At 68.8% G+C, this 24,399-nt stretch carries 21 protein-coding genes; 2 read left to right on the top strand and 19 right to left on the bottom strand.

Features of this window, described 5'->3' with window-relative positions; genetic code table 11:
• Positions 1 to 53 precede the first annotated feature (53 nt).
• The 3 genes from eccCa to eccD form a co-directional block, all read right to left on the bottom strand.
• Positions 54 to 4,133 carry a type VII secretion protein EccCa gene (gene eccCa, locus IU450_RS15705; protein ID WP_195150535.1) on the bottom strand — a complete coding sequence of 1,360 codons (4,080 nt, stop codon included), beginning with the start codon at positions 4,131 to 4,133 and terminating at the stop codon, positions 54 to 56.
• A 66-nt stretch (positions 4,134 to 4,199) separates the two neighbouring features.
• Complete coding sequence (gene mycP / locus IU450_RS15700; protein WP_195150534.1) at positions 4,200 to 5,579, bottom strand: type VII secretion-associated serine protease mycosin; 1,380 nt, start codon at positions 5,577 to 5,579, stop codon at positions 4,200 to 4,202.
• Positions 5,580 to 5,611: 32 nt separating this feature from the next.
• Positions 5,612 to 7,042: a type VII secretion integral membrane protein EccD gene (gene eccD, locus IU450_RS15695; RefSeq protein ID WP_228834647.1), complete on the bottom strand. Its 1,431-nt coding sequence runs from the start codon at positions 7,040 to 7,042 to the stop codon at positions 5,612 to 5,614.
• 324 nt (positions 7,043 to 7,366) lie between these two features.
• Here eccD and eccA point away from each other — a divergent pair, with 324 nt between their 5' ends.
• A complete protein-coding gene (gene eccA / locus IU450_RS15690) occupies positions 7,367 to 9,199 on the top strand; it encodes a type VII secretion AAA-ATPase EccA (RefSeq protein ID WP_195150532.1) in 1,833 nt (610 codons plus the stop codon).
• A 56-nt stretch (positions 9,200 to 9,255) separates the two neighbouring features.
• Here eccA and eccB read toward each other — a convergent pair whose 3' ends face one another.
• Positions 9,256 to 10,764, bottom strand: a complete 1,509-nt coding sequence (eccB, locus tag IU450_RS15685) for a type VII secretion protein EccB (protein ID WP_195150531.1) — start codon at positions 10,762 to 10,764, stop codon at positions 9,256 to 9,258.
• A gap of 143 nt (positions 10,765 to 10,907) precedes the next feature.
• On the opposite strand from eccB, the gene eccE reads away from it, so the two are divergent.
• Complete coding sequence (gene eccE, locus IU450_RS15680; RefSeq protein ID WP_195150530.1) at positions 10,908 to 12,683, top strand: type VII secretion protein EccE; 1,776 nt, start codon at positions 10,908 to 10,910, stop codon at positions 12,681 to 12,683.
• Positions 12,684 to 12,748: 65 nt separating this feature from the next.
• Here the strand turns inward: eccE and IU450_RS15675 are convergent, their stop codons facing one another.
• From IU450_RS15675 to IU450_RS15605, 15 genes are all read right to left on the bottom strand, one after another.
• The gene (locus IU450_RS15675; RefSeq protein ID WP_043719962.1) at positions 12,749 to 13,042 is read right to left on the bottom strand and encodes a WXG100 family type VII secretion target; all 294 of its coding nucleotides are present in this window, start codon (positions 13,040 to 13,042) and stop codon (positions 12,749 to 12,751) included.
• A 60-nt stretch (positions 13,043 to 13,102) separates the two neighbouring features.
• Entirely contained in the window at positions 13,103 to 13,408 is a 306-nt protein-coding gene (locus IU450_RS15670) for a WXG100 family type VII secretion target (RefSeq protein ID WP_043687506.1), read from the bottom strand.
• 90 nt (positions 13,409 to 13,498) lie between these two features.
• Positions 13,499 to 14,290: an ESX secretion-associated protein EspG gene (locus IU450_RS15665; protein WP_195150529.1), complete on the bottom strand. Its 792-nt coding sequence runs from the start codon at positions 14,288 to 14,290 to the stop codon at positions 13,499 to 13,501.
• A complete protein-coding gene (locus IU450_RS15660) occupies positions 14,287 to 15,273 on the bottom strand; it encodes a PPE domain-containing protein (RefSeq protein ID WP_195150528.1) in 987 nt (328 codons plus the stop codon). The genes IU450_RS15665 and IU450_RS15660 overlap by 4 nt, the downstream gene beginning before the upstream one ends.
• Positions 15,274 to 15,316: 43 nt before the next feature.
• Entirely contained in the window at positions 15,317 to 15,658 is a 342-nt protein-coding gene (locus IU450_RS15655) for a PE family protein (RefSeq protein ID WP_195150527.1), read from the bottom strand.
• A gap of 32 nt (positions 15,659 to 15,690) precedes the next feature.
• On the bottom strand, positions 15,691 to 17,070 hold the full coding sequence (locus IU450_RS15650; protein ID WP_195150526.1) for a hypothetical protein: 1,380 nt from the start codon (positions 17,068 to 17,070) through the stop codon (positions 15,691 to 15,693).
• Positions 17,067 to 17,384, bottom strand: coding sequence for a type VII secretion target (locus IU450_RS15645; RefSeq protein WP_181725608.1), 318 nt, complete (start codon positions 17,382 to 17,384; stop codon positions 17,067 to 17,069). Before IU450_RS15645 ends, IU450_RS15650 begins: the two co-directional genes overlap by 4 nt.
• A gap of 99 nt (positions 17,385 to 17,483) precedes the next feature.
• A complete protein-coding gene (locus IU450_RS15640) occupies positions 17,484 to 17,771 on the bottom strand; it encodes a YbaB/EbfC family nucleoid-associated protein (RefSeq protein ID WP_228820423.1) in 288 nt (95 codons plus the stop codon).
• A gap of 38 nt (positions 17,772 to 17,809) precedes the next feature.
• Complete coding sequence (locus IU450_RS15635; RefSeq protein ID WP_195150525.1) at positions 17,810 to 18,166, bottom strand: hypothetical protein; 357 nt, start codon at positions 18,164 to 18,166, stop codon at positions 17,810 to 17,812.
• A 10-nt stretch (positions 18,167 to 18,176) separates the two neighbouring features.
• Complete coding sequence (locus tag IU450_RS15630; RefSeq protein WP_195150524.1) at positions 18,177 to 18,962, bottom strand: ESX secretion-associated protein EspG; 786 nt, start codon at positions 18,960 to 18,962, stop codon at positions 18,177 to 18,179.
• Positions 18,963 to 18,973: 11 nt separating this feature from the next.
• A complete protein-coding gene (locus tag IU450_RS15625; RefSeq protein ID WP_195150523.1) occupies positions 18,974 to 20,809 on the bottom strand; it encodes a hypothetical protein in 1,836 nt (611 codons plus the stop codon).
• A 588-nt stretch (positions 20,810 to 21,397) separates the two neighbouring features.
• On the bottom strand, positions 21,398 to 23,014 hold the full coding sequence (locus IU450_RS15620; RefSeq protein WP_324197688.1) for a hypothetical protein: 1,617 nt from the start codon (positions 23,012 to 23,014) through the stop codon (positions 21,398 to 21,400).
• A gap of 109 nt (positions 23,015 to 23,123) precedes the next feature.
• Complete coding sequence (locus IU450_RS15615) at positions 23,124 to 23,567, bottom strand: TY-Chap domain-containing protein (protein WP_195150522.1); 444 nt, start codon at positions 23,565 to 23,567, stop codon at positions 23,124 to 23,126.
• A complete protein-coding gene (locus tag IU450_RS15610; RefSeq protein WP_195150521.1) occupies positions 23,564 to 24,055 on the bottom strand; it encodes a DUF6301 family protein in 492 nt (163 codons plus the stop codon). Before IU450_RS15610 ends, IU450_RS15615 begins: the two co-directional genes overlap by 4 nt.
• A gap of 40 nt (positions 24,056 to 24,095) precedes the next feature.
• Entirely contained in the window at positions 24,096 to 24,380 is a 285-nt protein-coding gene (locus IU450_RS15605; protein ID WP_043687523.1) for a hypothetical protein, read from the bottom strand.
• Positions 24,381 to 24,399: the final 19 nt, after the last annotated feature.

The raw sequence follows: 24,399 nt of genomic DNA, 5'->3' as shown, positions 1-24,399 counted from the left end.
GATGCAGCAGTACGGGTTCCGACGCCCGCAGGAGGTACCCGACCGCGCGCCGGTCAGACCGGCGGCAGGTGCGCGATGTGCACCATCTCGATCCCTCGGCTGCGCGACACCAGGGTTCCGCGGCCGGGCGGCAACTTGCTCGGCCGCACGTCGCCCATCAGCTTGCCCTCGTCCCGCGACCCGCTCATGATCAGCGTCTCCACCGACAGGTTCTTCATGGTGCCCAGGACCGGGTCGTACAGCGCACGGGACACGCCGCCGCTGCGGCGCGTGACGACGAGGTGCATGCCGATGTCGCGGGCCTGCGGCAGATATTCCAGCAGCGGCGCGAACGGGTTCATGCCGCTGCCGGTCACCACCATGTCGTAGTCGTCGACCACGATGTAGATCTCCGGGCCGCTCCACCAACTGCGTTCCCGCAACTGCTGTGGCGTGATGTCCGAACCGGGGATCCGTTTGGCCAGATATCCGGCCACCTCCTGGAGCATCGGACCGCAGGTCTGCGACGAGGTGGAGTATCCGGCCAGGTGGTCGCCCTCGACCACGCCGAGCATGGTGCGGCGGTAGTCGATCATGATGATTCTGGCCTGCTCGGTGGTCGACTGCTCGACCACGCCCATCACGATGTTGCGCAGCAGGGTGGTCTTGCCGCATTCCACGTCGGCGAACGCCATGAAGTGCGGCTCGGCACCGAAATCCAGGACCAGCGGCTGCAATTCGGACTCGCCGAGCCCGACGACGACCCGGGTGGGGCCGAGCTCGATCCCCTGGGCTCGCGCGGAGGCCAACAGCTCGTCCCTGCCGAACCGCAGAGGCAGCATGCGTACTTCCGGCGCGCGGCGGTTCGGGTACAGCTGCTCGAGTTCGGTGCGCGCTCCGGCGACGCCTTCGGCCATGCTGCCCGGATCGGAGTCGGAATCCAGGCGCGGCAATGCGATCAGCATGTGCAGCTGGTCGGGTGTCATACCGCGGCCGGGGCGCCCGACCGGAACCTGGTGCGCGGTGCGCCTGCCCATCTCCGAGTCCGACGGATCGCCGAGCCGCAGCTCGAGGCGGGTGCCGATCTGGTCCTTGACCACCGGGCGGATCTCGGCCCAGCGCGAGGCGGCGATCATCAGGTGGACGCCGAACGACAAACCCTGCGCGGCGATGGCGTTGATCTGCGGTTCCAGCACGTCGAACTCTTCGCGGATCGCCGCCCAGCCGTCGATTACCAGGAACACGTCGCCGAACTTGTCGTCGGCCAACGGGTTTCCCCCTCCGGAGGTGCCGTCGGGAACGCGCTGGTCATCGGTGAACTTGCGGCGCCGGAACTCGGCCATCGACTCGATGCCCAGTGCGGCGAACCGCTCCTCGCGCTGACGCATCAGCGTGGTGAGCTCGGCGACGGTGCGGCGCACCCGGTCGCTGTCGAGGCGACCGGCCACCGAACCCACGTGCGGCACCCCGGACAGGCCCGCCATGCTGCCGCCACCGAAGTCCAGGCAGTAGAACTGCGCCTGTTCGGGGCTGTGCGTGGCCGCGGTCGCCATGATGATGGTGCGCAGCGTCGTCGACTTGCCCGACTGCGGTCCGCCGACCACGGCGACATGGCCCTGTGCGCCGGACAGATTGATGGTGAGCACGTCGCGCCGCTGCTCGTACGGCTTGTCGATGACGCCGATCGGCATCCACAACTGGCCGTGCCGGTTGACCGGTGAACGCCAGTCCGGGTCCGGCAGCAGCATGTCGACGGTGGGGGATTCGTCCAGGGGCGGCAGCCAGACCTCGTGCGCCGGGCGGCCGTGCCCGGTGAGCCGCTTGACGACCACGTCCAGCAGCGTGTCCGGGATGCCCTCGTCGGCGCCGGGGACTGCCCCGGCGGCCGAGGGCGGCGGCGGCAGTTCCAGCAGCGGGTTCGACGGGGCCACCGGTTGGGCTTGCGTCTCATCCTCGATCGGCTCGGGCAGTTCCACCGGCGAGGCGGTGAACAACGCGGGACGGTGCCCGGCGACCGGGCTGCCGTCCTCGCCGGTCACCGTTCCCTGCGGCGCGACGTACGGCCCGGACACGTAACTCGCGTTGAACCGCAACGGATCCGACGCATCGCTCTTCAGATACCCCGAACCGGGCACGCTCGGCAGGTGGTAGGCGTCGGTGATGCCGAGCACCGCGCGCGATTCGTTCGCCGAGAACGTGCGCAGGCCGATGCGATAGGACAGATGCGATTCCAGGCCGCGCAGCTTGTTCTCCTCCAAGCGCTGCGAGGCCAGCAGCAGGTGCACGTGCAGTGACCGGCCGAGGCGACCGATCATCACGAACAGTTCGGCGAAGTCCGGCTTCTGCGAGAGCAATTCGGAGAACTCGTCGACGACGATGAACAAGGCGGGTAGCGGGTCCAGCGGCACACCGGCGGCGCGCGCCTTCTCGTAGTCGGTGACGTTGGCGTAGTTGCCCGCCGAGCGCAGCAGCTCCTGGCGGCGGTTCATCTCACCGGCCAGCGCGTCCTTCATGCGATCGACCAGCGACAGTTCCTCTTCCAGGTTGGTGATCACCGCGGCGACATGCGGCAGCGAGTCGAGGCCGAGGAAAGTCGCGCCGCCCTTGAAGTCGACGAGCACCAGGTTCAGCGCGTCCGGCGAATGCGTGGTGACCAGCGAAAGCACCAGGGTACGCAGGAATTCCGACTTGCCCGACCCGGTGGCGCCGATGCACAGACCGTGCGGGCCCATGCCGTTCTCGGCCGATTCCTTGATGTCGATCTCCACCGGAGTGCCGTCGGGGGTGATGCCGATCGGCACCCGCAGCCGCTCCCGGGCCGTGCGCGGGCGCCACACCCGCGCCGGATCGATCTGGGCCGCGTCCGGGATCTTCAGCAACGCCATCAGTCCCGGGTCCGTCGTGGTGCCCTCACCGAGGCTGACGATCTGCGCCGCCGTCGCGAGGCGATACCTGGCCAGCGAGCGGGCGAAGGACTCGGCCTCGGCCGTGCTCACCCGGTCCGCGGTGGCGAACTTCTCCACACCGGCAGCGCTGCGTGCCGACACCTCGCCGTCGGCGGCGACCAGTTGCAGCCCGCGCCGCGCCGCGAGCCCGCCCTCCGGTGCGGTGAGGTCGAGCACCGTCACCGAATCCAGACCCGATTCGCTGACCAGACGTTCGCTGCCGCTGACGTAGCCGTCATCGATGACGACCACCAGGTGCAGCCGCCCCTGGGTCGGCTGCGGGTTGCGCATGAACCGGCCGCGCTCGAGCAGCTCGGCCGCCAGCGCCGTCTCCAGCTCGCCGAGCGAGTGGTACATCATCCGCGCCGAGCCCATGCCGTCGCGCTGGGTCGGATGTTGCAGCTGCGGCAGCCATTTCGCCCAGGACCAGGCAGGACCGTCGGGGTCGGCGCAGACGATCGCGACCGCGAGATGGTCGGGGCCGTGGAAGGTGACCAGCTCCATCAGCATCGCCCGCACCAGCATGTGCGCGTCCTCGGTGGGACCGCTGATGTTGATCGCGGGGAACGCGCGCAGCGACACCGCGGTCGGCAGCCGATGCACCACCGAGTGGGTGCGCACGAAGCGGCGCAGCGCCACGGTGGACACCGGTTCCAGATCCTCCAGCGGCCCCGTCTCCGGGCGCGCCAGTTTGGTGGCCAACCGGTGGCTGCCGACCCCGACGCGCACGTGCCCGAAATCCGGGTCGTTGGGCCTGCGTTCCCACATCCGCCGCGTCCCGATCATGGAGGGCAGGTCGGCGGGTTCGGGATGACTCCACCGCAGCGTCTCCAGTTGCTTGCCGCCGGTGCGCCGCACGTCTTTTCGGACCTGGTCCAGGTAACGGAAGTAGTCCTTGCGTTCCTCGTTGAGCTCGACCGCGCGCTTGGGACCGCCGCCCCGGAAGCCCGCCATCATGCCGACCATCGACATGAGCATCATCATCGGGAACATCATCATGAACGGATTGGCCAGCATGTTGCGGCCCATCATCGCCATCATGGCGATCATGCCGACCACCGCGACCACCATGACGACGGGCATCAGCTTCATCATCAGCGGCGCGGGCAGTGCGCGCGCGATCTCCGGCGGAGCGGTCAGCGCGACCTCGCCGCCGGGTGCCCGGGGCGGTGCGATGCGGGGGCGGCGCACAAAGCCTTCGGTAGCCATGATTCCTTCGTTCGGTCGGCGAGAGCGGTCCGAGAGCGGTCCGAGAGCGGTCGGAGCCTCGCCGCGCTACGGATCGAACTCCGCGTTCAGGTCCTGCCCGGAGCGGCGGAACGGGATCGCCACCGCGGCGCCGATGGCCAGACAGGCCAGACAGGCGATGGAGCCGATGACAGCGATCCGGCGCGGCCGCGGGTCCGGGCCGGGCGGAATCACCGGCGCGGCGACGACCCGTGGCTTGTCGGCCCCCGCGCTGACGGGCTGTTCCGGCAGCTGCGCGGTCAGCGCCGCGAGCGGATCGATCAGGCCGTGCCCGATCCGGTCGTCGCGTCCGGTGCCCGGCCCGTGGGCGGTGCGGATGATGCGGTCCATCACCTGCTGCGCGGTGAGTTCCGGGAAACGCGACCGCACCAGCGCCGCCAGCCCGGCCACGTAGGGCGCCGCGAAGCTGGTGCCCTCCACACCCCTGATTCCCTCGGTGGTCTGGACGCCGTCGACCAATCCGTTGCCACCGGGCTTGCTGTCCAGCGACACGATATTGCGGCCGATCGCGGCGACGGCCACCCATGGGCCGTGCAGCGAGAGTTCGGATACCTGGCCCGTCGAGTCCACCGAACCCACCGAGAGCACGTAGGGCGTGAACCAGGCCGGGCTCGCGACCGTGACCACCGAGCCCCACCCGGAGCCCTCGTTCTGTTTCGAGCACGCGCCGTCGGGCTGCAGATTGCCCGCGGCCGCGACCACGACGACATTCCGTTCGTAGGCGTACTTCACCGCCGCGCCCAGCGAGGCGTCGGCGGTGTCCGAACCTGCTGTAGTGCAAGCGACTTCGGAGATGTTGATGACGGTCGCGCCGAGGTCGACGGCGCGGACGACGGCCGCTGCCAGCGTGAGCACGCTGCCGTAGCCGTCGCTGCTGATCTTGCCCGGCGGGTCGCCCCGGCCGCTGCGGTCCTTCGGCTCGTAGGCCAGACTCAGCTGCCGGATGGTGAGCAGGTCCGCGTCGGGCGCGACACCGGCGAAGGCGTCGCCGGGACTCGGCTGGGCCGCGATGATTCCGGCGACCAGGGTGCCGTGACCGTCGCAGTCGACCGTCCCGTCGCTGTCGGAGACGAAGTCACCGCCCGGTTGCAGGGAGCGCAGCCGCGGATGGGGATTCACCCCGGTGTCGATGACGGCCACCTTCTGCCCCGCGCCGCGGCTGAACTGCCACGCCGACGGGAGATCGAGCACCCGCTGCGCCATCGGAGGTTCGCTGGGCGGACTGCCGGTGAGCACGGGTTCGGCGCAGACGGCGCGCTGTTCGGTCGGTTCCAGCGGTGCGGGCCGCCCGCTCAAACCCTGTGCGGCGCCGAGCGCGCCGGAATCTATCGCGGGCGGCGCGATCGCCTGCGCACTCGGCCACGGCATGCCGATGCCGGCGCCGACAACCGTTGCGGCGCAGACCATCCGCATGATTCTCCGGCGGAAGGCGCTGCCGGTCATATGTTGCGGGCCATCGAGTAGATGTTCATCACCCACAGCACCAGCGGAATCACCGCCACGATCAGCAGGTACTCGAAGATTTCGATCATGCGCCTGGTCACCGGGGTGACCTCGATGTGCGGGCCGATCACCCCGAAGCCGATCACACCTATCGCGAACGCGAGCAGCACACCTGCCGCGAGCGGGGTGTACGCGGTATCGCCCGCGGCCAACCCGACGACCAAGGCGATGGCGGTCACGCACCCGCCGCCGATCATCGTCGCGGCCTGAACGAGATCGGCGAACGAGCGGCCGCGCAACGCGAGGATGATCGCGGTCAGGATCGCCAGCGTGATGCCCTGCCAGCGTTGCGAACCCAGCGGATCGGCCACGCCGAACGCGCCGATGACGGCGCTCGCGGTGCACGCCGCGATCAAGCCGGACTGGAACTGATTGGCCGCGCGAGCCCGTTCCCCGAGCCCGGCCGCCGAGGGCAGAGCGCTGGCGCCGATCGCACCGATGCCCTCGATGGTCGGTCGCGGTTCGTGGTCGGCCGGGTCGATCGCGCCGCCCGCGGTCGGCACCGGTGGAATCGGCAGCCGCGCGAGCACGGCCGCCAGCCGCGGCACCGCCGAGATGATCGCGATCCCGGCCACCAGCAGGCCGGCCGACAGCTTCGGCAGGCCGGGATGCCAGATCAGGTAGATCGCCGCGGCGACACCAGCGATCACCGCGAGCGCCGCGGCGCAGGAGAACAGCGTGGCGCCGATGCCGGTGAGCCGATAGCCCAGCAGCGCCGCGACCAGCAGCACCGAACTGCCGAGCAGCAGATGGGGACTGCCGAGCGTCCCCGGCACGATCAGCGCGGCGCCGCCGAACAGCAGCAGCAGTCCGTCCAGCGACAACCAGGTCGCGGTGACCGGGTCGGTGTACTTGCGCGCCGCGATGCCCGCCGCGACGAATGCCGCGACACCGCTGCCCAGCAGGGCGAGTGCGGGCGCGAGCGGATCGCCGTTCCCGCGCGAAACCACCAGCACGGCCAGCGCGGTGAGCACGGTCAGCGCGGAGACGACCGAGCCCATCCAGCGGGCGGCCGTACCGGACCAGCTCTGGAATTCCTCTGCGGTGAGCCGTGATACCGCGTCGATGACGTCGTCGAAAAGCGCGGGCGCTTCCTTCGCGGCGACCGACCGCAGCACCAGCAGCTCACCGTCGTAGACCTCGGCCTCGGTGAGCGTGCGGCTCGGCGCGATCGCCTCCCTGCCCAGCCGGGCCAAGGTCCAGTGCTGCGCCTCCAGCGGCGCCGCCTCGTCCTCGGCCTCCGGCCGTTCCGGGTTGCGCGATTCGATCAGCGCCACCAGGTCGCCGATGAAGGTGGCGATCGGCACGGTGGCAGGCAACCCGACATCGACCTGCGTGTTGCCACCGATGACCGAGACACGACTCAATACCGGCTCGGTGGCTCGTGTACCGCTCGCCGACTCGATCAACGGAAACCATCCCCCGCCCTCATCCGGAACACCGATTCACGCCCCGACAACCGCATTCGACGGAACACGTCCTGAGTGAACGACTTCACCACTCGTCAAGCACTCTCACACATAGACGACTCTTGCGTTCAAACGACTCTTGCGTTCAGACGACTCTTGCGTTGCGACCTCCCGGCAGCTGAACCTAATGTAACGGACGCACCGGGCCACGCGCGATCGGTAGTCTGGTATCCAGATGAACGTCTCTACTACGAGAAACGAAGATTTCGGGGTTCGACAGCAATGACCGGCAACCGCCAAGCACAACGCGCATTCGATGCCGGAATCCTGTCGCTCGGATTGTCCATCGAGGGGCAAGAATCCGCACGTGATCTCGACTATGCAAAACTCGCTTTTCAACGCGCCACGGAGTGGGATCCCACGATGTGCGACGCCTGGCTCGGCCGCGCCGCCGCCGGAGAGCTGACCAAGGACGTTCTGTTCAATCTGCACAAGACCAGTGCGAGCACGCTCTATCGCGAGCAACGCAGGCTCGGTCTGCGTCCGCGTGAGCTCGCGGGCCGCTTCCTGCCCGGCCTGTACATCGACTATCCGCTGGCCAACCACACCGAGATCACACTCGCCTGGGCGGCACACCTGATCGCCGACAAGGAGTACGGCGAGGCCGAGCGGGTGCTCGACGACCTCGACACGTTTCGCAAAGGTCAGCTCAGCAACACCGAAGGCGAGATCGACAACCGCATCTGCGCGTATGTGCGTGGCGTACTGCACTACAACACCCAGCGCTGGCCCGATGTGATGGCGGTGCTCGCCGGTTCGGCGGACTGGGAGGACCCGTACCTGGCGGCGGGCGCGCACGTCATGGTGGGCACCGCCTGTGCCCAGCTCGGCTTGTTCGGCGAAGCGATCCGGCGGATGCAGCAGGCCGAGGCGGGCCCGATCCCGGCCGCTCGTTCCACCGCGATGTTCTGCCGCGGTCTGTGCCTACGGGAATCGGGCAACGAGGAGGAAGCCCAGGCGCTGTTCGAGAAGGTGTACTCGCAGGCGCCGGATTTCGAGGCGAACGCGGCCGCGATGCGCGACCGCACCTACCGGATCACCGTCACCAGCCGCGAGGCGATCGACGCGCGGACCGACAAGTGGGACCCGGCGTCCTCGCCGTCGATGGAGCAGATGGAGCAGGCCGAGAGCCAGGATCGGGCGAAGAAGATCCTCGTCGAAGCCCGCGCCGAACTGGACTCGCAGATCGGCTTGGCCTCGGTGAAAACCCAGGTGGCCAAGCTCCAGTCGTCCGCGCAGCTGGCGAAGATCCGGGCCGAGAAGGGATTGGCCAGCCAGCCGCGCGGCCAGCACCTGGCCTTCACCGGACCGCCCGGCACCGGTAAGACGACCATCGCCCGGGTGGTCGCCAAGATCTACTGCGGTGTCGGCCTGTTGAAGACCGACAAGGTGGTCGAGGCCAAGCGCGTCGACTTCGTCAGCCAGAATCTCGGCGGCACCGCGATCAAGACCGAGAAGCTGATCGACACCGCCATGGACGGCGTGCTGTTCATCGATGAGGCGTACACGCTGATCCAGACCGGCCTGCAGGGCGGTGACGCGTTCGGCCGCGAGGCGGTGGACACGCTGCTGGCGCGCATGGAGAACGACCGTGATCGCCTCGTCGTGATCATCGCGGGTTACGACGGCGAGATCGACCGGCTGCTCACCGCCAACGACGGCCTGGCCTCGCGTTTTTCGAAGCGGCTCCAGTTCCCCTCCTACACCCCCGAGGAACTGGGCCGGATCGGCCAGGTCATCGCGCGCAAGCGCGACTCGGACCTGTCCGAGGGTGCGCTCGAGCAGCTGGTGCAGGCCTGCGAGCGCCTGTACGCGATGCAGAGCACCGACCAGAGCGGGCAGCCGCGCCGCGGCGTCGACCTCGCGGGCAACGGGCGCTTCGTCCGCAACGTGATCGAGGCGGCCGAGGAGGAGCGCGAATTCCGGTTGGCCAACGACGAATCGCTGGATCTGACCGACATCGATGAGGCGGTGCTGCGGCGCATCGAGGCGTCGGATATGAAACTGGCCCTCTCCGGCCTGCTCACCTCGTTGAACGTCGGTTGGACGGACTGAAACCGAGCCGGTGAATCCCGCTGCCTCGGCGGACCCGGCTCCGGGTCCGCCGGACGTCATTGCGTGGGCAGCGAGTCGTGACTTACCAGCGCTTCGCGCGCGGACAGCGTGGGCCCGGGGACCAGCTGGCCGATGATCGCCCAAGGTGCGAGGCGCGGGGCGTTCCCGAAGCCGAGCACGTTCGCGGCGGCGGCATCCGGAATGCCGTAGCGCACACCGGTGTCGGCGACGTAGAACAGGCTGCCCCGGCGCGGGCTACCCGGCTCCATGCCGGTCACCTGGACATACTCCCCCGAGCCCGGCGCCAGGTAGACCGCGTCGACCCGGTCGCCGACGCCGTCGGAGGTGGACAGATCGACGGGTTTCGCGGATTCCGGAATCGGCAGACGAGTGCCGACCAGCAGGCCGACCGTCGCGCGTTCGCCGGGGCCGTCGCCCGCGTCGTCCTCGCGCTGCGCCGGAGCGGTGCCCGGCGACTTCGCCCAGGCCACACAGGTGACGGGCGCGTCCTCGGCGGGCAGGATCTTGGGGTTGCGCACCGGAAAGTCGTCGATCGGCAAGCGCCGCACCACGGGAACCCGGTCCAGCACGTCGGGCGGTACGGTCGCGATCTCCCGCATGCCGTGCGAATCGGCGTACCTGATCACCTGTGCGGTGAACGGCGACACCGGCTGCACGCCGTCGGCGAGCACGACAAACAGCGCGGAATTGCCGTCCCGTCCCACGCCGGACACCGAGATGACCCCGCCGACCGGGATATCCGCCAGCGGGCCGGGACCCCGCTCGCCAGCCTGCGGGATCTGCGGTGGAGTCAGCGGGGGCACCTGCGTCGTCGCACCGAGCAATCCGATGCCGACCGGACGTGGCCGGTGCGCGGTGAGCTCCAATGCCCTGCTCATCACCGAATTCGCCGGGTCCACCTCGGCGCGCTTGCCGTCGTAGACCAGGTAGGTCTTCTTGTCACGGCGCACCAGCAGCGCCTCGTCCTGACCCGCGGTCCTGATCCGGTCGGTGAGCGCGGGCGTGCCCGCGACCACCGTGGTCGTCGCCCCTGCGGAAGCGGCGGCGCTACCGCCCTCCGACAGCGGAATCGTCTCGCACAGTGACCACTCCGAGTCGTTGCCCTGCGCGGAACCGGGCAACGCGCCCGGCGCTCCCGGAATGCCGAGCAGCGCTCCACGCGGCAGATCGTTCAGCTTGTCGTCCTTCACCGCGTGCGGCTCGGCATTCGCGCCGGTGATCAACCGCGCCGATGCCAGGTTCAGCACCGGATGCAGGGTCTTGCCGCCGTCCTCGCGCTGCACCACCACGTACAGCGCGCCGCTCTGTTTTCCCGACACGATCAGGGCATCGCCGATCGCGCCCTGCGGACGCAGGAAGGCCAGGATCGCGGCGCCGGCCACCACGAGCACCCCGAGCACCGCGCCGACCAGCAGCGAGCGAATCTGGGAACGCATCGGGTCGTGCAGCATGCGCACGTCGCGACGAACCAGTGCGTGATCGAGCCTGCGCAACAGGAATCGATATCCGTTCACCTGGGCGCGGGTGGTCAGCTGTGCAGGCACGTGGTCTCCATCGAGCTATCGATCACCATCTCTTTCGACACGGTACCGTAATTCTCCGACGGCCCTGAACCGATGGAATCCGAAGCCGATCAATGGTGGCCGCAGCTGGGCGAGGCAGGGGATAAACAACTGTGGACGAGACGATGAACGGCGAACAAACCGGCAGCGAAATTTCGGATGCGCCGGAGCCGGGAATTCGACGCCGGTCGGCCTACGACACATTGCGGGATCCGGAATTCTGGTTGTTTCGAATTTTTCCACTGCGCGTGATCGTGCCCGTCGCGTTACTCGCCGCCGCCGTCGCCTGGATTGTTCTCGCGCTCAGCGATTCGATCTGGGGCGCGTGTGCCGCGGGCGCGGTGGTCGGGCTCGCCGGTCTCGCACCGATCGGTGGCCGTACGCCCGCCGAACGCGTCGGCAGCGCGATCGCCCGCCGCCGCCAGGGCCTGCGCCCGGCCGAACGCCTCGCGCAAGCACCGGCCCTCGACGTGCCGCTCGCCGAGGGCGGCGGTTACGGCGTGCGCTGGGACGGCGATCTGCTGCTCACCATGCTCCGGATCGATCCGCCGCCCGACACGCTGACGCTGCTCGATCGCGGTTCGCTGAGCACCGACCAGTTGCTCCCGCTCCCCGAAATCGCCCGCTGCCTGGATCAATTCGATCTGACCCTGGCCGGCATCGATGTGGTGAGCACCGGTGCGCGCACTGCGGGCACCGGTGTCGCCGCCCAGCTCTACGACCGCATACTCGGCCCGCTGCCCGCTATCGCGCACCGCACCTGCTGGCTCGTGCTGCGGATGGATCCGCTGGCCAACGCCGAGGCGGTGGACAACCGCGGCGGCGGCAGCAGCGGCGCGCTGCGTACCGCGATCATCGCCACCCGCCGGGTCGCCAACCGGCTCGCCGCCCACGACATCGCCGCCTCGGTGCTGACCGCCACCGAAATGAACACCGCCGTGCGCCAGCTCACCCATGGCTTCGATGTCGACCAGCTCACCGAATCGCCGAAATCGCTGGAGTTCCAAGGACGATTCCTCACTCAGTACCAGATCGCGGCCGACATGATCGGCCCGCGCGGACTGGCCGACATCTGGGCGGTGCCCAGCCTGTCCACCACGGTGACGTTGCGCTTGCGGCCGGGCGCGAGCCGTCATGATCGACACGCCGATCTCGCCGACACCGTGGTGCTCAACGCCATCGTCCGCTTCGACACCGTCGCGCCGCCGGAGCAGCCGCCGCTGCCCGGACTGCGTGAACTGGTCGGCAACCAGCTGCGAATCCTCCTGGACACCTTGCCTATCGGTTTCGCGGGCCGCTGGGGCAGTGACATCGCCTATCGCGGCACCCTGGACGCGCTCGCCGGGTTCGCGGTGCCGACCGCTGGTTGCGGTCAGCTGATCGGCGCCGACGAGCGCGGACAGGGCATCGCGGTGCCATTGATCGGCGACGGCACCCGGCACCTCGAGGTGATCGGCAACCTGGACCTGGCCCAGCAAGTGATCCTGCGCGCCACCGCGCTCGGCGCACACGCCATCGTGCACACCGCCCGGCCCGAGGCGTGGCACACCATGGTGGCGAATCTCAACGCGCCACACGTACTTTCGATCGCGCCACGAGCCGCGGGCGCGAGCTATCACCCGCCTGCTCCCCCGCCGCCGCCCGCCGCGCCCTATCCGAGCACCACGGTGCTGGTCTTCGACGGCATCCCGCCGATCGCACACGCCGGCGGCGCGACGATCGTGCACGTGCGGCGGCCGGACGATCCCGGCACGTCGGTCGACGCGGACGTCACGCTGGTCCAGGATCCACAGGCGCCCAACCGGATCACGGTGCGCACGGCCGCACGCAGCGCGACGGTGCTCATGGTCACCACTCCGGACGAGATGCACTACATCGGGGAGTCGCTGGCGGCGCGATAACCGGCGGATACACGAAACGGCCGGCTGGAACCCTTACCGTTCCAGCCGGCCGTCGGTCTGCGCGATCAGAAAGCGGCGAAACCGTCGCCGACCTTGCCGTCGGCCTCGATGGCGCGACCGAGCGCGTTCTCCACCTTGGCGGCGAGGTTGTCCAGCTTCTGGAGGGTGTCCTCCAGCTCGGTGGTCAGGTTCCGGTGCGCGGTGTCGAAGTTCGTGACCGCCTGCTCACCCTGCAGGTTCTCGCGGAACGCGGCCGCGGCGCCGTTGAGCTCGTCGATCTGCGCCTTCATGTTGGAGCCGTACTGGTTGAGGTCACCGACCATCTCGGTGATGGCGGGCGAGTTGTACTTGATCGTCATTGGTGTTTCCTTCTGGTCGTGAGGATGGCGATCCGGTTGGACGGCAACACCGTCCAGGTGTCACAGACCGCCCTGGTCGGAGCCGACGATGGTGTTCTTGCCCGAAGTCACGGCCTGCGAGAGCCGGTCGAGCTTGCCGTTGAGCGCGGTGACCTCGTCGTGCCAATCGGTGGCCGCGGTGTTGAATTCGCGGTGGGCGTCACCCTGCCAGCCGCGCGCGACGGCCTGCACCGACTCATCGATCTGGTTGATCGAGGTGCGGAGGGTGGAGATCGAATCCTCCATGCGGCTGACGACGCTGTCGATGCCGCCCTCTTCGACACCGTAGGTCTGCCCCGAGCCGTCGCCGAGAGTTGTGTAAGACATATCGTTGATCCTTCCGTCAGAACTTGTGGTGGTGAGATCCGGACGATCTCACCGAGCAGTGAGGCAACCGAGTTACTTGCGACCCGAGAGCTACGGTGGCAGCCACCTCCCCCCGGGCAGCCCTTCCAGCAATGTGGCGACCGCCTGAGTCACCCGGTGGTCGGTGCCCGTCGTGACCGTCGACCAGATCTGCTGATCCGGCGAGACCGTGGGAGCGACGACGATGCGCCCCCGGCCGGTGTCGTACACCACCACCGCGCCGGGCGCCCGGCTGGTCAGCCCGTCCTGGTGGGTATAGGCCACGATTTCGGCGTAGGCGCGGCAGGAGCCGAACGCCAGTCCGAGCACGGCGGCGTAGCGTTCGCCGACGCCGACGGCGTACATCGCGTCGGCGTATCCGCTGGAGCCTTCGGCCGTGTCCAGCCGGTCGGCCAGTTCGGCGGCCGGAGCGCTGAATCCGGCGATCTCGGCGGGCTCGCACGGCCCGAGCGCCGCCAGCAGCGGACGAGCCAGCGACACCTCCGAGCCGTCGGCCCAGATCGACTCCACCTCGAAACTGTCGCCCGAGCGCACGGCGAGCGCGTGCTGTTCTCCGCGACGCGCCAAACAGAGGCGGCGCGAACCGTCTTCGGTGTAGATGCGGGCGACCAGCTCGCGATCCGGCTGGGCCAGGACGAACAGCGCGCCGGCCAGTTCCGGCTCGACTTCGCCCTCCATGTCGAGCACACCGTCACCGACCAAACCGGCTTCCGCGCGTTCCTGGGCGGCACGGTATTCCTCGATCGAATCTTGTTGCGGTCCCACCGACAACGCCAACGGCAGCGTCTGCACCCCGAGCCGTTCGGCGACGACGAGCAAGGCGTCGTTCGTCAGTGACGTCACTGCGCGCCTCCCGTCTCCGGCCGGGTTTCCGCCGGCGCCACGGCGCGAGCGGCGGGCTCCGCACCGCCGAGTACCGCGGGCGCCGCCTGGATTTCGCCGTCGGCCCCGATCTGGTCGCTCACTTCTCCCGGGAGGCCCGCGCGAGGAAATCGAGCCGAATCCTGCGCAGCCCCGGCGGAACCCATGGCGCCTGGAGCGATCGGGGCCGGCTGGCCTGCGCTCACCGTCGGTACCGGCGTCGCGCGCGGCACCACTTCGGACGTCACGGCCGACTGGGCGTACACCGGTGCGCGGTAGGCGGTGGGCACCCGTGGCATCGCCTGGACGGGCACCATCCCGATCGGCACGGCACCGTACGGCGCCGCAGTCGATTTCGCGACCTCGGCCGGTGACGCGGTGCGTTCGGCGGTCAGCGCCTGGTCCGGCGCCACCACGGGCGGCTGCTGGTGCTGCCACGGCACGGCCAGCGGTTCGGTGGCCATTTCGTAGTTCTGCATGACCCGAGAGGCCACCGCCTTCGCCATGTCCTCGTCGGCGTCGGTCTGCGCCGCGACCGCCCGGATCGGTGCGCCGAGCATCCCGCTCATCGACTCGAGCGTGCGCTGGACCTGCTGGATGGCTTCGAGGTCAGCGGTGTTCGGCATCGCGAGACGGGCGATCTCGTACGCGGTGACCTGGGCCTGGAACCGGGCGGCGTTGGCCGCCGCCGCCGCGGCCGCGTCGACCAGCCAGTCCCGCAGGGTCGTCACCCGGTGGATCACTTCGTCGCTGCGCCCCGACTGCCAGGCGCCGCGCATGTCCGCGAGCACCTTCTCGTACTCGACCACAGCGGCGCCGAACGACGCGGCCAGGCGCGACCATGCGGTGACGGCCTCGGCCATCGGCACGGCGCCCGGCCCCGTGGTGAGGTCGCGCGCGAGCCGCTCGGGCGGTCGCGCGGTCCACACCACGCCGGTGAAACCTGGCTGCGGTGGTTCGATCATTGCTGGGGACGACCTTTCGGTTGCTCGACGACGCGGGAGCCGATCAGACGGACCGGCCGCCCGTGGTGTCGAAATCCGCGATGTTGGCGGATTCCATGCCGTCGAACTGGTTCGAGTGCAGCCGCAACGTGGCCGCCAGCTTGCGCATCTCGTGCACGCTGGCCTGCGCGCTCGCCAGATACGACGACGCCACGTCGTTCGCGGTCTGCGCGGCCCGGCCGGAAACCTCGTCGCCGCCCGCGGGGACGACGGTCAACGCTTCCTCGGCGGAGCGCAGATCCGCCGCCAACCGGTCGGCGAGCGCGTCCAGCCCGGACGACGCCTTACCCGCCGTGACCGCGTCGAATTGCACGCTGTCGTACACGTCACCCCTCGCGTCACTCATGAGACCCTCCTGTGTACTGCTCGGCACCCGCGTCAGAGCGTGAGTTCCTTATCCGGCGGTGGTTCCGATGTCGTGTCGGCCGCGCCGACCACCGGCAGCGAGACCCCTTCGATCCGGCCGACCACCTCGTCGCCGTGCTGGCCGGTGACCATCTGGCCGCGCAACGCCTCGGTGGTCGATTCACCCTCGCGGGCCAGGCCCGCGCCCATCGCCCCGGCGCCCATCGGCATGTAGCCGGTGCCGGTCGCGCCGGTGCTCGTCGCGGCGGTGGACGCCGCGGACGACGTCCCCGTGCCGGTACCGACAGCTCCCGGGGCGCCGATGCCGCCGAGCGATCCACCGGCGACGCGGGTTCCCGGCCATGGATTCAGCGGGGTGGCGGCCGCGGCGATCGCACCGATCCCACTGCCGATACCGCCGGCTCCACCGGAACCGCCCGCGGCCGAACCCTCTTTGCCTTCGTTGCCTTCTCCCGGCTCACCCGTGCCCTCGTGCACGCCAGGGCCCGCGATGGGTTTCGGCGCGAGCAGCGACGGATTCGCCGCCGCCAGCTGCCCCAGCGACTGAACCACCTGGCCCGCCGTGCTGATCAGCGGCGTGATCATGCTCATCAGCTGGGTCAGCTGTTCGGCCGACTTCACACCCGTCGGCGCGTTGGTGATCGGAACCTTCTGCCCGGCCTGCGTCATGGTCGCGCTGTGCCCGACCATTTCGGCCTTCGTCTTGGCGGTGATCGCCAGTGCCTCGGTCATCGCCTCGATCGCGGAGGCGACCAGGAATCCCTGTCCGCCCGGCGAAGCCGCCAGCAGCGGCGCGAACGCCATGGTGGTGGAGAACTTCGCCACCACCGCCGACATCAGGCCCGCGCCCGTGAAGACGCTGCCCGCCGCGTTGACGAGCACCGACTTCTCCTGAGTGCTCTGCGCGGCCAGCTTGTCCGCGTCGGTCTGCGCCTCACCGGCCTTCTTCGCGGCCTCCATCGCCGCCATGCCCTGCCAGACCGTCATCAAGGTCTGCACCAGCGACGAGCCGACCTGCATCACGGTCTGCATCACGGTGGACACGTTCTGCAGCAACTGGGTCGGGTCGACCGGTGGCGCAGGCGGCGCGGCGGCAGCACCGGCCTGTGCGGGCGCGGGAGCGGGCGCGCCGAGTTGCCCGGTGCCGAACGCGGAGGCCAGCTCGGTCAGCGGGCGCATGAGCGCGCCGAGATCGATCGCGGGCAGCGGTGGCAGGTCCGGCAACTGCACGAAGGCCGGGACTTCCGGCAGGTGCGGTAAACCCATGCTGTGCAGGACATCGTTCACCGGCATGTCCAGCATGGGCGCGAGAGCGCTGCCCCGCAGCAATTCCAGAACTGTCGGATCCAGCGGATCGGCGCCGGGCGGCGGAGTGGCTCCTGGCGTCGTCATGACTGCGTGCGGATAGCTCCGATGGCCGCGCCCGACGCGGTGTCCGTGCCCTCGTACGTGGCGGCGGCCTGATGCGCCGTCACCGCGGTACCCGCGTGCACGGCGGCGAGCTGCGCCACCGACGACAGGTGGTTGGCCTGCGCGAAGGCGTACGAGACGAGGAACTCCTGGCCGATCAGGCCGAACACCGGGACCACCGCGGCGACCGTCGCGGCTTGATCGGCCGCGGCGATCGCCCCCACACCGGCAGCCATGGCCGCCGATTCGCTTCCGTACACACGCAGCGCATCCGGGACTACTTCAATGTGGCTCATGATCATCGTCCAATCCCGAAACATCCCCCGACGTTTCGTATTCAACTTTACCTAGCCGAGACCGCATTTTGCGATCGCGTCGTGGTTAACATCCGGTGACTACCCGGTGGCCTCCTCGTTGAATGCGGTGATAAGTGCACCGCGTTCCGAAAAGGCCCGGTGCGCGGCCGCTCGCGCGGTGTCCACCACCGTTTTCTCGAACTCCTCCGGTGAAAGCTTCGATACCGCCCCGGAAAAACTCAGACCCACCAATGCGGCGTTACCGTCCACTTCCGCGGTCACCGCGCCGTCGGGCGAAGTCTCGGACACCCGGATCCCATTCATGGCGTCGTTGAGATCGGTGAGCCGGTAGAGCTGATTCTGTACCCGAGCGATGAGCTCGTCCATCGTTTCGACCATGACTACCTCGCGAATTCTTTTGCCGCTCAGACGGATCGCAGCCAGCTCTGCGGTTCGGTGTCGTACTCCTGCTCGTCGATGATCTCCTGCCGCGCCACCTGCTGTTCGGTGGGCAATCCGGTCAGAGCCAGCATCTCCGAGGTGAATCCCAGTTGCTGCAAATGCGCCCGCCGCGCCAGGCCGGCCCGGTTCGCCGCCTGTTTGCACAAACGCAGAATCTCCCCCGCCAGTGCTTCCGGATCGCGGCGCAACTGATCGGAATCCACTTTGACACCCAATGGCAGGCCCATCTCGGTGGTGCGCACCGAAATCGAGCCGGCCACCGACGTGGCCACGAATTCCGTGGGAAATTCACCCGCCTGCCCCGACTGTGTTGCGGTCATCGGCCTCCCCCTATCCTCGTTCGTCTTTGATGGCACGGACGACTTCGGCGATGCGCGCGTTGATCACCGTGACAAGTCGCCGTTTATCGGCCGCGGTCGCGACCGGAGGATGCCCGTCATCGATCACGTAGCGGCCGTCGTCTTCGAGATCCCGCCATTGCAGGCGATGGCGGGTCATGCCGCGCGGACCGAAGATCGAATGTGCCTGGATCACATCGATGAATCCGAAACGCTCGGCCGGAGCGGACAGAAAATCGACCGAGCGATCGTGTACGGATGCCTCGAACGAATCCCGCACTGCCGAGGCCCCGTAGTCGTAATCCAAGTGCTCGTCTTCGGTTTCGTCGGCCAGCACGATATCGGCACGCTTTCCTGGCTCGGCCTCGGGCAGCGCCCGCACGACGACATCGGCCAATTCCACCGCGGAACATTCGGTGACGACGAATCCGCCACTGTGGCCGACGGTTTCCCCCGGCAATTGGGTGACCAGGTATCCGCGATCCGCACGACGTGCCGCCATCAACCGCACATTGTTCGCCACGTCGGTGTGATCCCGCCCGTCGAAGGAAATCACACGGATGCGAATGTCCGGGCGGTAGAGATCATCGAGCATCTCTTTTCTCGCCGGAGTCGAGGAGGCGAGCAAAGCGGCACGGGTCCGGTCCTGCTCCACGAGATAGTCGTCCATCAACGGCGTACGGCTGGTGAAGGAGAACGGCCTCGGTACGCCGGCCTCGCCGAAATCCTCCCAGAGCACCACGAACTCGAGGTCGGTGAACTTCCACGTGTGCGACATCAGCCCGGCCGTCATTTCTCGACAACCGGTTTCGCCACGACCGGCGCCTCACCGATCGCCTCTTCCAGATGCTCGGTGGAATCGAGATAGTCGGCGCGCTTGTGCTCCTTCTGCTGTCCACCCGCGGCGGCCCCGGGACCGCCCATCGGCATGCCACCCATCGGGGCGCCCGCCATTCCGGTTCCCGGCGCGAGCCCCGCGCGCACGCCGGCCGCCGTGGCCGTGAGGTCCGTCGTCGCTCGGGGGAAGAGCTTGGAAGCCCGCTCGAGGTTCTGGCCGGTCGGCGGGGTGGCACTGCCGATTCCCGGCCCAGGCCCGCCGGTCGCGCCTTTCCCCGCCGCGCTCATCTTCTTGGCGGCGTCCTGGAAATCCTTCAACCCCGCAGGCAGACCCGGCAATCCGGCGAGCGCGCTCTGCTGTGCGATCTGTTGGGCGGCCTGTTGCGCCGCCTGCTGCGCGGCACCGGCCAACTGCTGGCCGATCTGCTGTGCCTGCTGCGCGGCTTGTTGGGCGGCCTGCTGCGCCGCCTGTTGAGCCTGCTGCTGGGCCTGCTGCTGCTGTTGTGCGGCGGCGCGCTGCTGGGCCTGCTGCTCCGCTGTGCGCCGCGCTTCCTCCAGCGCGTTCTGCTGCTGCAACAGCGCCTTACGCTCTTGATCGGACTGCTGTTGCGCGGCACGCAGCGCTGCCAGCTGCTGCTGCGACGCTCCCGGTGCCGCGGTGCCGGGTGCGGCCGTTCCAGGCGGACCGGGCGGCCCCGGCGGCGCGGGAGGCTGCGCGGGCTTCACCGTCGGGGCGGGAAGGACCGGGATCGCGGCATTCGTGTACTTCATGCCCTCGGCGTACCAGTTCCGAAATCCACGCCGGTGCCACAGATCCAGACAGCTGTCCTCTTGTATCTCGCGGTCTACGTAGCCGCCCTTGTCCCGGGTCTCGCCGGGCATGAACTTCTTGGTCTCGGCCAACCAACCGGCGGTATAGGTGAGATTCTGACTCAGCGCCCGCATACTGGTGGTCAGCGCATCGGCCTGGGATCGATAGGTCTCCGCGGCCGTGATCGCCGCATTGATACCGCCCTCGCCCTGCGGGGATTGCCAGGATCCCTCGATCGGAAACCGCGCCAGACGATTGTTCAGGTCTCGGAAGGTTCCGTCGAGTTCCTGGGCCATCCAGTCCCACACCAGAGCGTCGCTGACGACCGCGACGGAATCTATCCCCGTTTCGAACGATTCGAAGAAGGGATGATCTTTCTCATACGCGTTCTCGACTTCGATGGGGGTGGTGTCCCGGCCTTCCCGCGCGTTCGAAAGTGCGTCCATTTCGGAGAATTGCCCGCTCGAATTGATGCGCTCGTTCGATGGCTTCTGCGCCATGTCACCGAAGTACTGCCGGTCCTGCAAGAAATCCGGGATGTGATGCGATCCGCCCACCGGCGGCGTGGCAGGGTTTCCTCCTTGACTCGGGTCCCCACGCCGCGGCGTGTTGTCCCGAATCCTCCTGAACTCGGTCCCCGAATCGGTATCGGTTTCGTTGTACTTCTTTCCGGCGGCCAGGAAGGTCTCGCCCATGGCGTTCAAGATCTCCAGGAACCGCCGCAGGATGTCGTCCAGATCGCCGGCCGCCCGCGCGAACTTCGCCTGCAGCAGGTAGCTCGACTGAGCGGCGCCGAAACCCCTCGGGTTCTGGACATCCGCCACATGGCGCTTGACCAACTCCACGGCGTTCGCCGCCGCGGCGGCCAGCGCGGCCGCTTCCCCGGCCGCGCTATCGCTGAGCTGCAGCGTGCCGTTGTGCGCCTGCTGATTCAGGTTCGCCCACGGGTTGTCGGTCTCAGGATTAGGGGGTGGCATGGGGTCACGCTCCTGACCAGGTCGAGGATCCGAACACGGCTGAGGCAGACCTCCACCGGTGGGAATAGTTGCCGGACCGCGCCACGCGGAATGGCGATACGATGCCGAGGTCCGATCCCGGAGACACAGACTCCGACCCGCACAACTGAATCCACCCCTGACGTGGGCGCCGGCTATGCGCGCGCCACGGCGCAGTGACCTGTTCGCCCCCGCGCTCGGGATCACGCTCCTGCGCCCGGCAATTCATACGCTGACGACCCTCCTCATCGCTGGCGCGCCGCGACCGGCGGCGCGCCACACGTCAATATGGCAGCCGGTTCTTAAGGCACGCCAAATATTGTCTTACGAGGCACCAACGATTCTATGGGAACTCGGGTTGCCCCCGCATGTACAGACCCGAATCATGGTGGCCCATCGGCGCTGCCCACCCCGCCCGACCAGCGGGTTCGCGCTCGAACCTTGGAAGCACGCGGATTTCGGCGAAACGAGCCCAGGTGAACGAGCGCGCTCGCCTGGGTGAACGACGACACATGCTCGTGGACCCTACGAGCCGAGGTTCGAGCACCCGTGAGGTCGACCGACTGCGGCTCAGCGCTTTTCGTCGTGCGCCCTGAGCGCCCCCACCGGGCCGTGCCGGTCCTGGAACCGCCGCTCGAACGCGGCGATGTAGACCGACGGCGCCACCGAGGACGAAGATCGTTCCAGCACACCGTCATCGGCGATGTAGAAGATCGCCCGGCCGATCGCGATCTCGCCCGGTTCGACCGGGACGTACACCATCCAGCCGACGCTGATCCGATCGGCGCGCAATTCCTCGGGTGGGTAGTTCGCCGTGTCCACGCCACTGTCGCGGATGAACCGCGCCACTCGCGCGATCGCCTCCTCCTGCGCCATCGGCTCCGGCGCGGCGGTGGTCACCCCGGCCATGGTGAGCTGGAAGAAGGCGCCGTCGACATCGAATCGGTCGTCGTCATCGAAGACGCTCACGAGGGTGTCCCGCGTGACGATGCCCACCTCGGCCGCGGACACCAAGGCGCCGACGGCGGCGCGCGGCGGCGCGGTCGAGTCGTCGCCGAGCAGCCCGGTCACGATGTCCACGACGCTGTCGGACGTCCACACGCCCGGCACTGCTTCGACGAACCGGTCCGGACCGGGTGACTCGCCGCGGTACCAACGGCCGTTCTCCCACCAGTAGCAGAACGACAGCAAACCGCTGGCGGCGCGGTGGTTCAACACCTGACCGGCCACCCACTCCGGCGCACCCGCGTACAGATCGGGCAACCGGGCGCCTTCGTTGTAGGCCGCCGCGAGTTCCGGCGCATTCCACACGCCGCCGGAGAGCACCGCCCGCCCGCCGGGCAGCGCGTACAGCGAGCAACCGCTGCGCTTGGCGCCCTCGAACCAGCTCAGAGAGGGCAGCAAACGGGGGCCCCAAGGGGATCCGACCGCGACGAACGCCGCGGCCAGCACCGCCCACCGAGCCGCCATCAGCGGGAACGAGGGCAGATCGTCCTCCGACGGCACGGCGCGCACACCCGCTTCCTGATCCGCCCGCGCTTGCGCCGCGGCAACCCGCGGCGGCCGCGACTGGCGATCGCCGTGACCGACATAGGCGCCGAGCCACACTGGCAGCGAATCCCGGGGAAACACCGCCAGATCCGCGAGGTAGACCTCGGGCGGGAACAGCTGATCGTCCGGGAACGGCTCGTCGCCGTAGTCGTAGTCGACCTCGATCCGGCCCGCACTGGTCAGCGTCAAAAGCAAACGCCACCAAGGTCCGTCGCCGAAACCGGCCGCAAGCTGCCGATGCTCCCGGACCAGCGCCATGATGCCGGGATCGGGGTTCACCCGCACGACGCGCTCCCCGTCGTCGGAGTAGGCGGCCAGCGCCACCTCCGCGGCCACCGTCAGCGCGAAGACCGCGTCCACTCGCTGCCAGCCCGGCGGACCGGCCGCACCGAGCTCGCGGGCGACCTGGTGCATGAGTGCCTTGGCTCGTTCGCCGACATCCGCCACCGGCGCTTCGGACAGGGTGAAGCCGACATCGGGCTCCTCCCCCGCCTCGGCGTCCCCCGCCGGATCGGCAGCGACCGCGTCGGCCGTCCGCGCCTCGGCGGCAGGCGGCGTCACGGGGGTCTCGGAATCGCCGTCGTCCACGGCGTCACGGGGCATGTCGTCGGACGCCTCGCCGCCTGGTCTGGTCACGTCGCGGAAATCCCCTCATCTACCGCATCGGAGCCGGTGCGCACACCACGATGCCTGTGCTCTGTTCGCGGTCCATCCTGGCACAACGCCGGTTCGAGCGCGGTCCACGTCAGGGCTCCTGCCGCAGGCCGAGCAGCGGCAGGTCCAACGCGCGATTCTCCGCACGTTCGTTCCACGCGGTGTAGGCCAGGACGGTGGGGGCGTCGATGCCGAACCCGTCGCGCAAACCGGTGACAACCATGTCGGCCAACCGCCGGTAACCGGCCGAGGGGCTCGGCCAGGGCAGCTCTGTCCACCAATTGTTGTGGCTCGCATCGCGTTCCCGCCAGCCCGCGTCGGCGATCACCGCGCGGCCCGCGGCGCCGGCGCGCAAGGCTGGATCGAGCCATTCGTCGTCCACCAACTCGGCCGAGAGCAGGTCGTCGAGCTGGAGGAATTGGGCGTACCGCCGCCGCGGCCCCGTCTCGGACTCGACCAGCTTGACGATGGAACCGGCGCGCAGTGCGGCGAGTTCCGCGGCCAGCCCCGCGGCGAAGTCTCCCCACCCGGTCAACTCTGCTCCCGCTCCTCCAGCTCGATGGCCTGGTCGTGCAGTGCGAGCCAGGAGTTGGCCACCAGGGACAGCTGCACCGAGCGGCCCAGATCCTCCAGCACCAGGGTGGCCTCCGGACCCGCCCAACGGACTTCGGCGGTGGCGCCGGGGATCCGGGCGGTGGGCGCATCGAGAGCGCCGGTCAACGCGGCGACCATCGCGGCGAAGGTGTCCCGCGAGCGTGCCCGGCCTTCCGCGTCGTCCGGGGCGAAATCGGTGACCCGCACCTTGACGTCCACGATCAGGCCCTCTCGCCCGTGGATCTTGCCGCTGCCCATCCCGAAACCGACGTCCAGCAGCGCCCGGTCCGAATGGGCGGTCAGCACCTTCCAGCCGAACGACTCCGCCAGCCGCGGTAGCGCCTCCATCGGCTGGGAGCCGTCGAGCGAACGCAGGCCGGTCGCCAAGGCGACGATTTCGCTGTCGGTCAACGCGCGCCATTCCGTCATGCGCCCACCCTAGGCCGTGACATCGGAGACCACCGGATGATCACCGCGCCGACCGGCGACGATCGAGCTCCTCGATCTTGCGGGCCAGCGCCTCTTTGCGCTCGCGGGCATTGGAGCCGTCGAGCTGACCGGCGAAGGCCGCGCGAGCCGCGTCGACCAGCGCGTCCGGCACGTCGGGATACGCGCGGGCGATCGCCCACAGCGCGTCCTCGGTCTTCATGTCGAGGCCGGTCTCGGTGTGGATGCCACCACCGGTCAGCACCGAGCGCAGCATTTCGTCGAAGTTCTGCCGCAGCTCGTCGTCGGTCGGGTAGTCGATACGCATCATTCCTCCTCGCGTTGAT

Origin of the sequence: Nocardia abscessus, from assembly GCF_015477775.1 — a bacterium.
GTDB classification, from domain to species: Bacteria; Actinomycetota; Actinomycetes; order Mycobacteriales; family Mycobacteriaceae; genus Nocardia; species Nocardia abscessus_A.
This window is presented reverse-complemented; position numbering and strand designations above follow the sequence as displayed.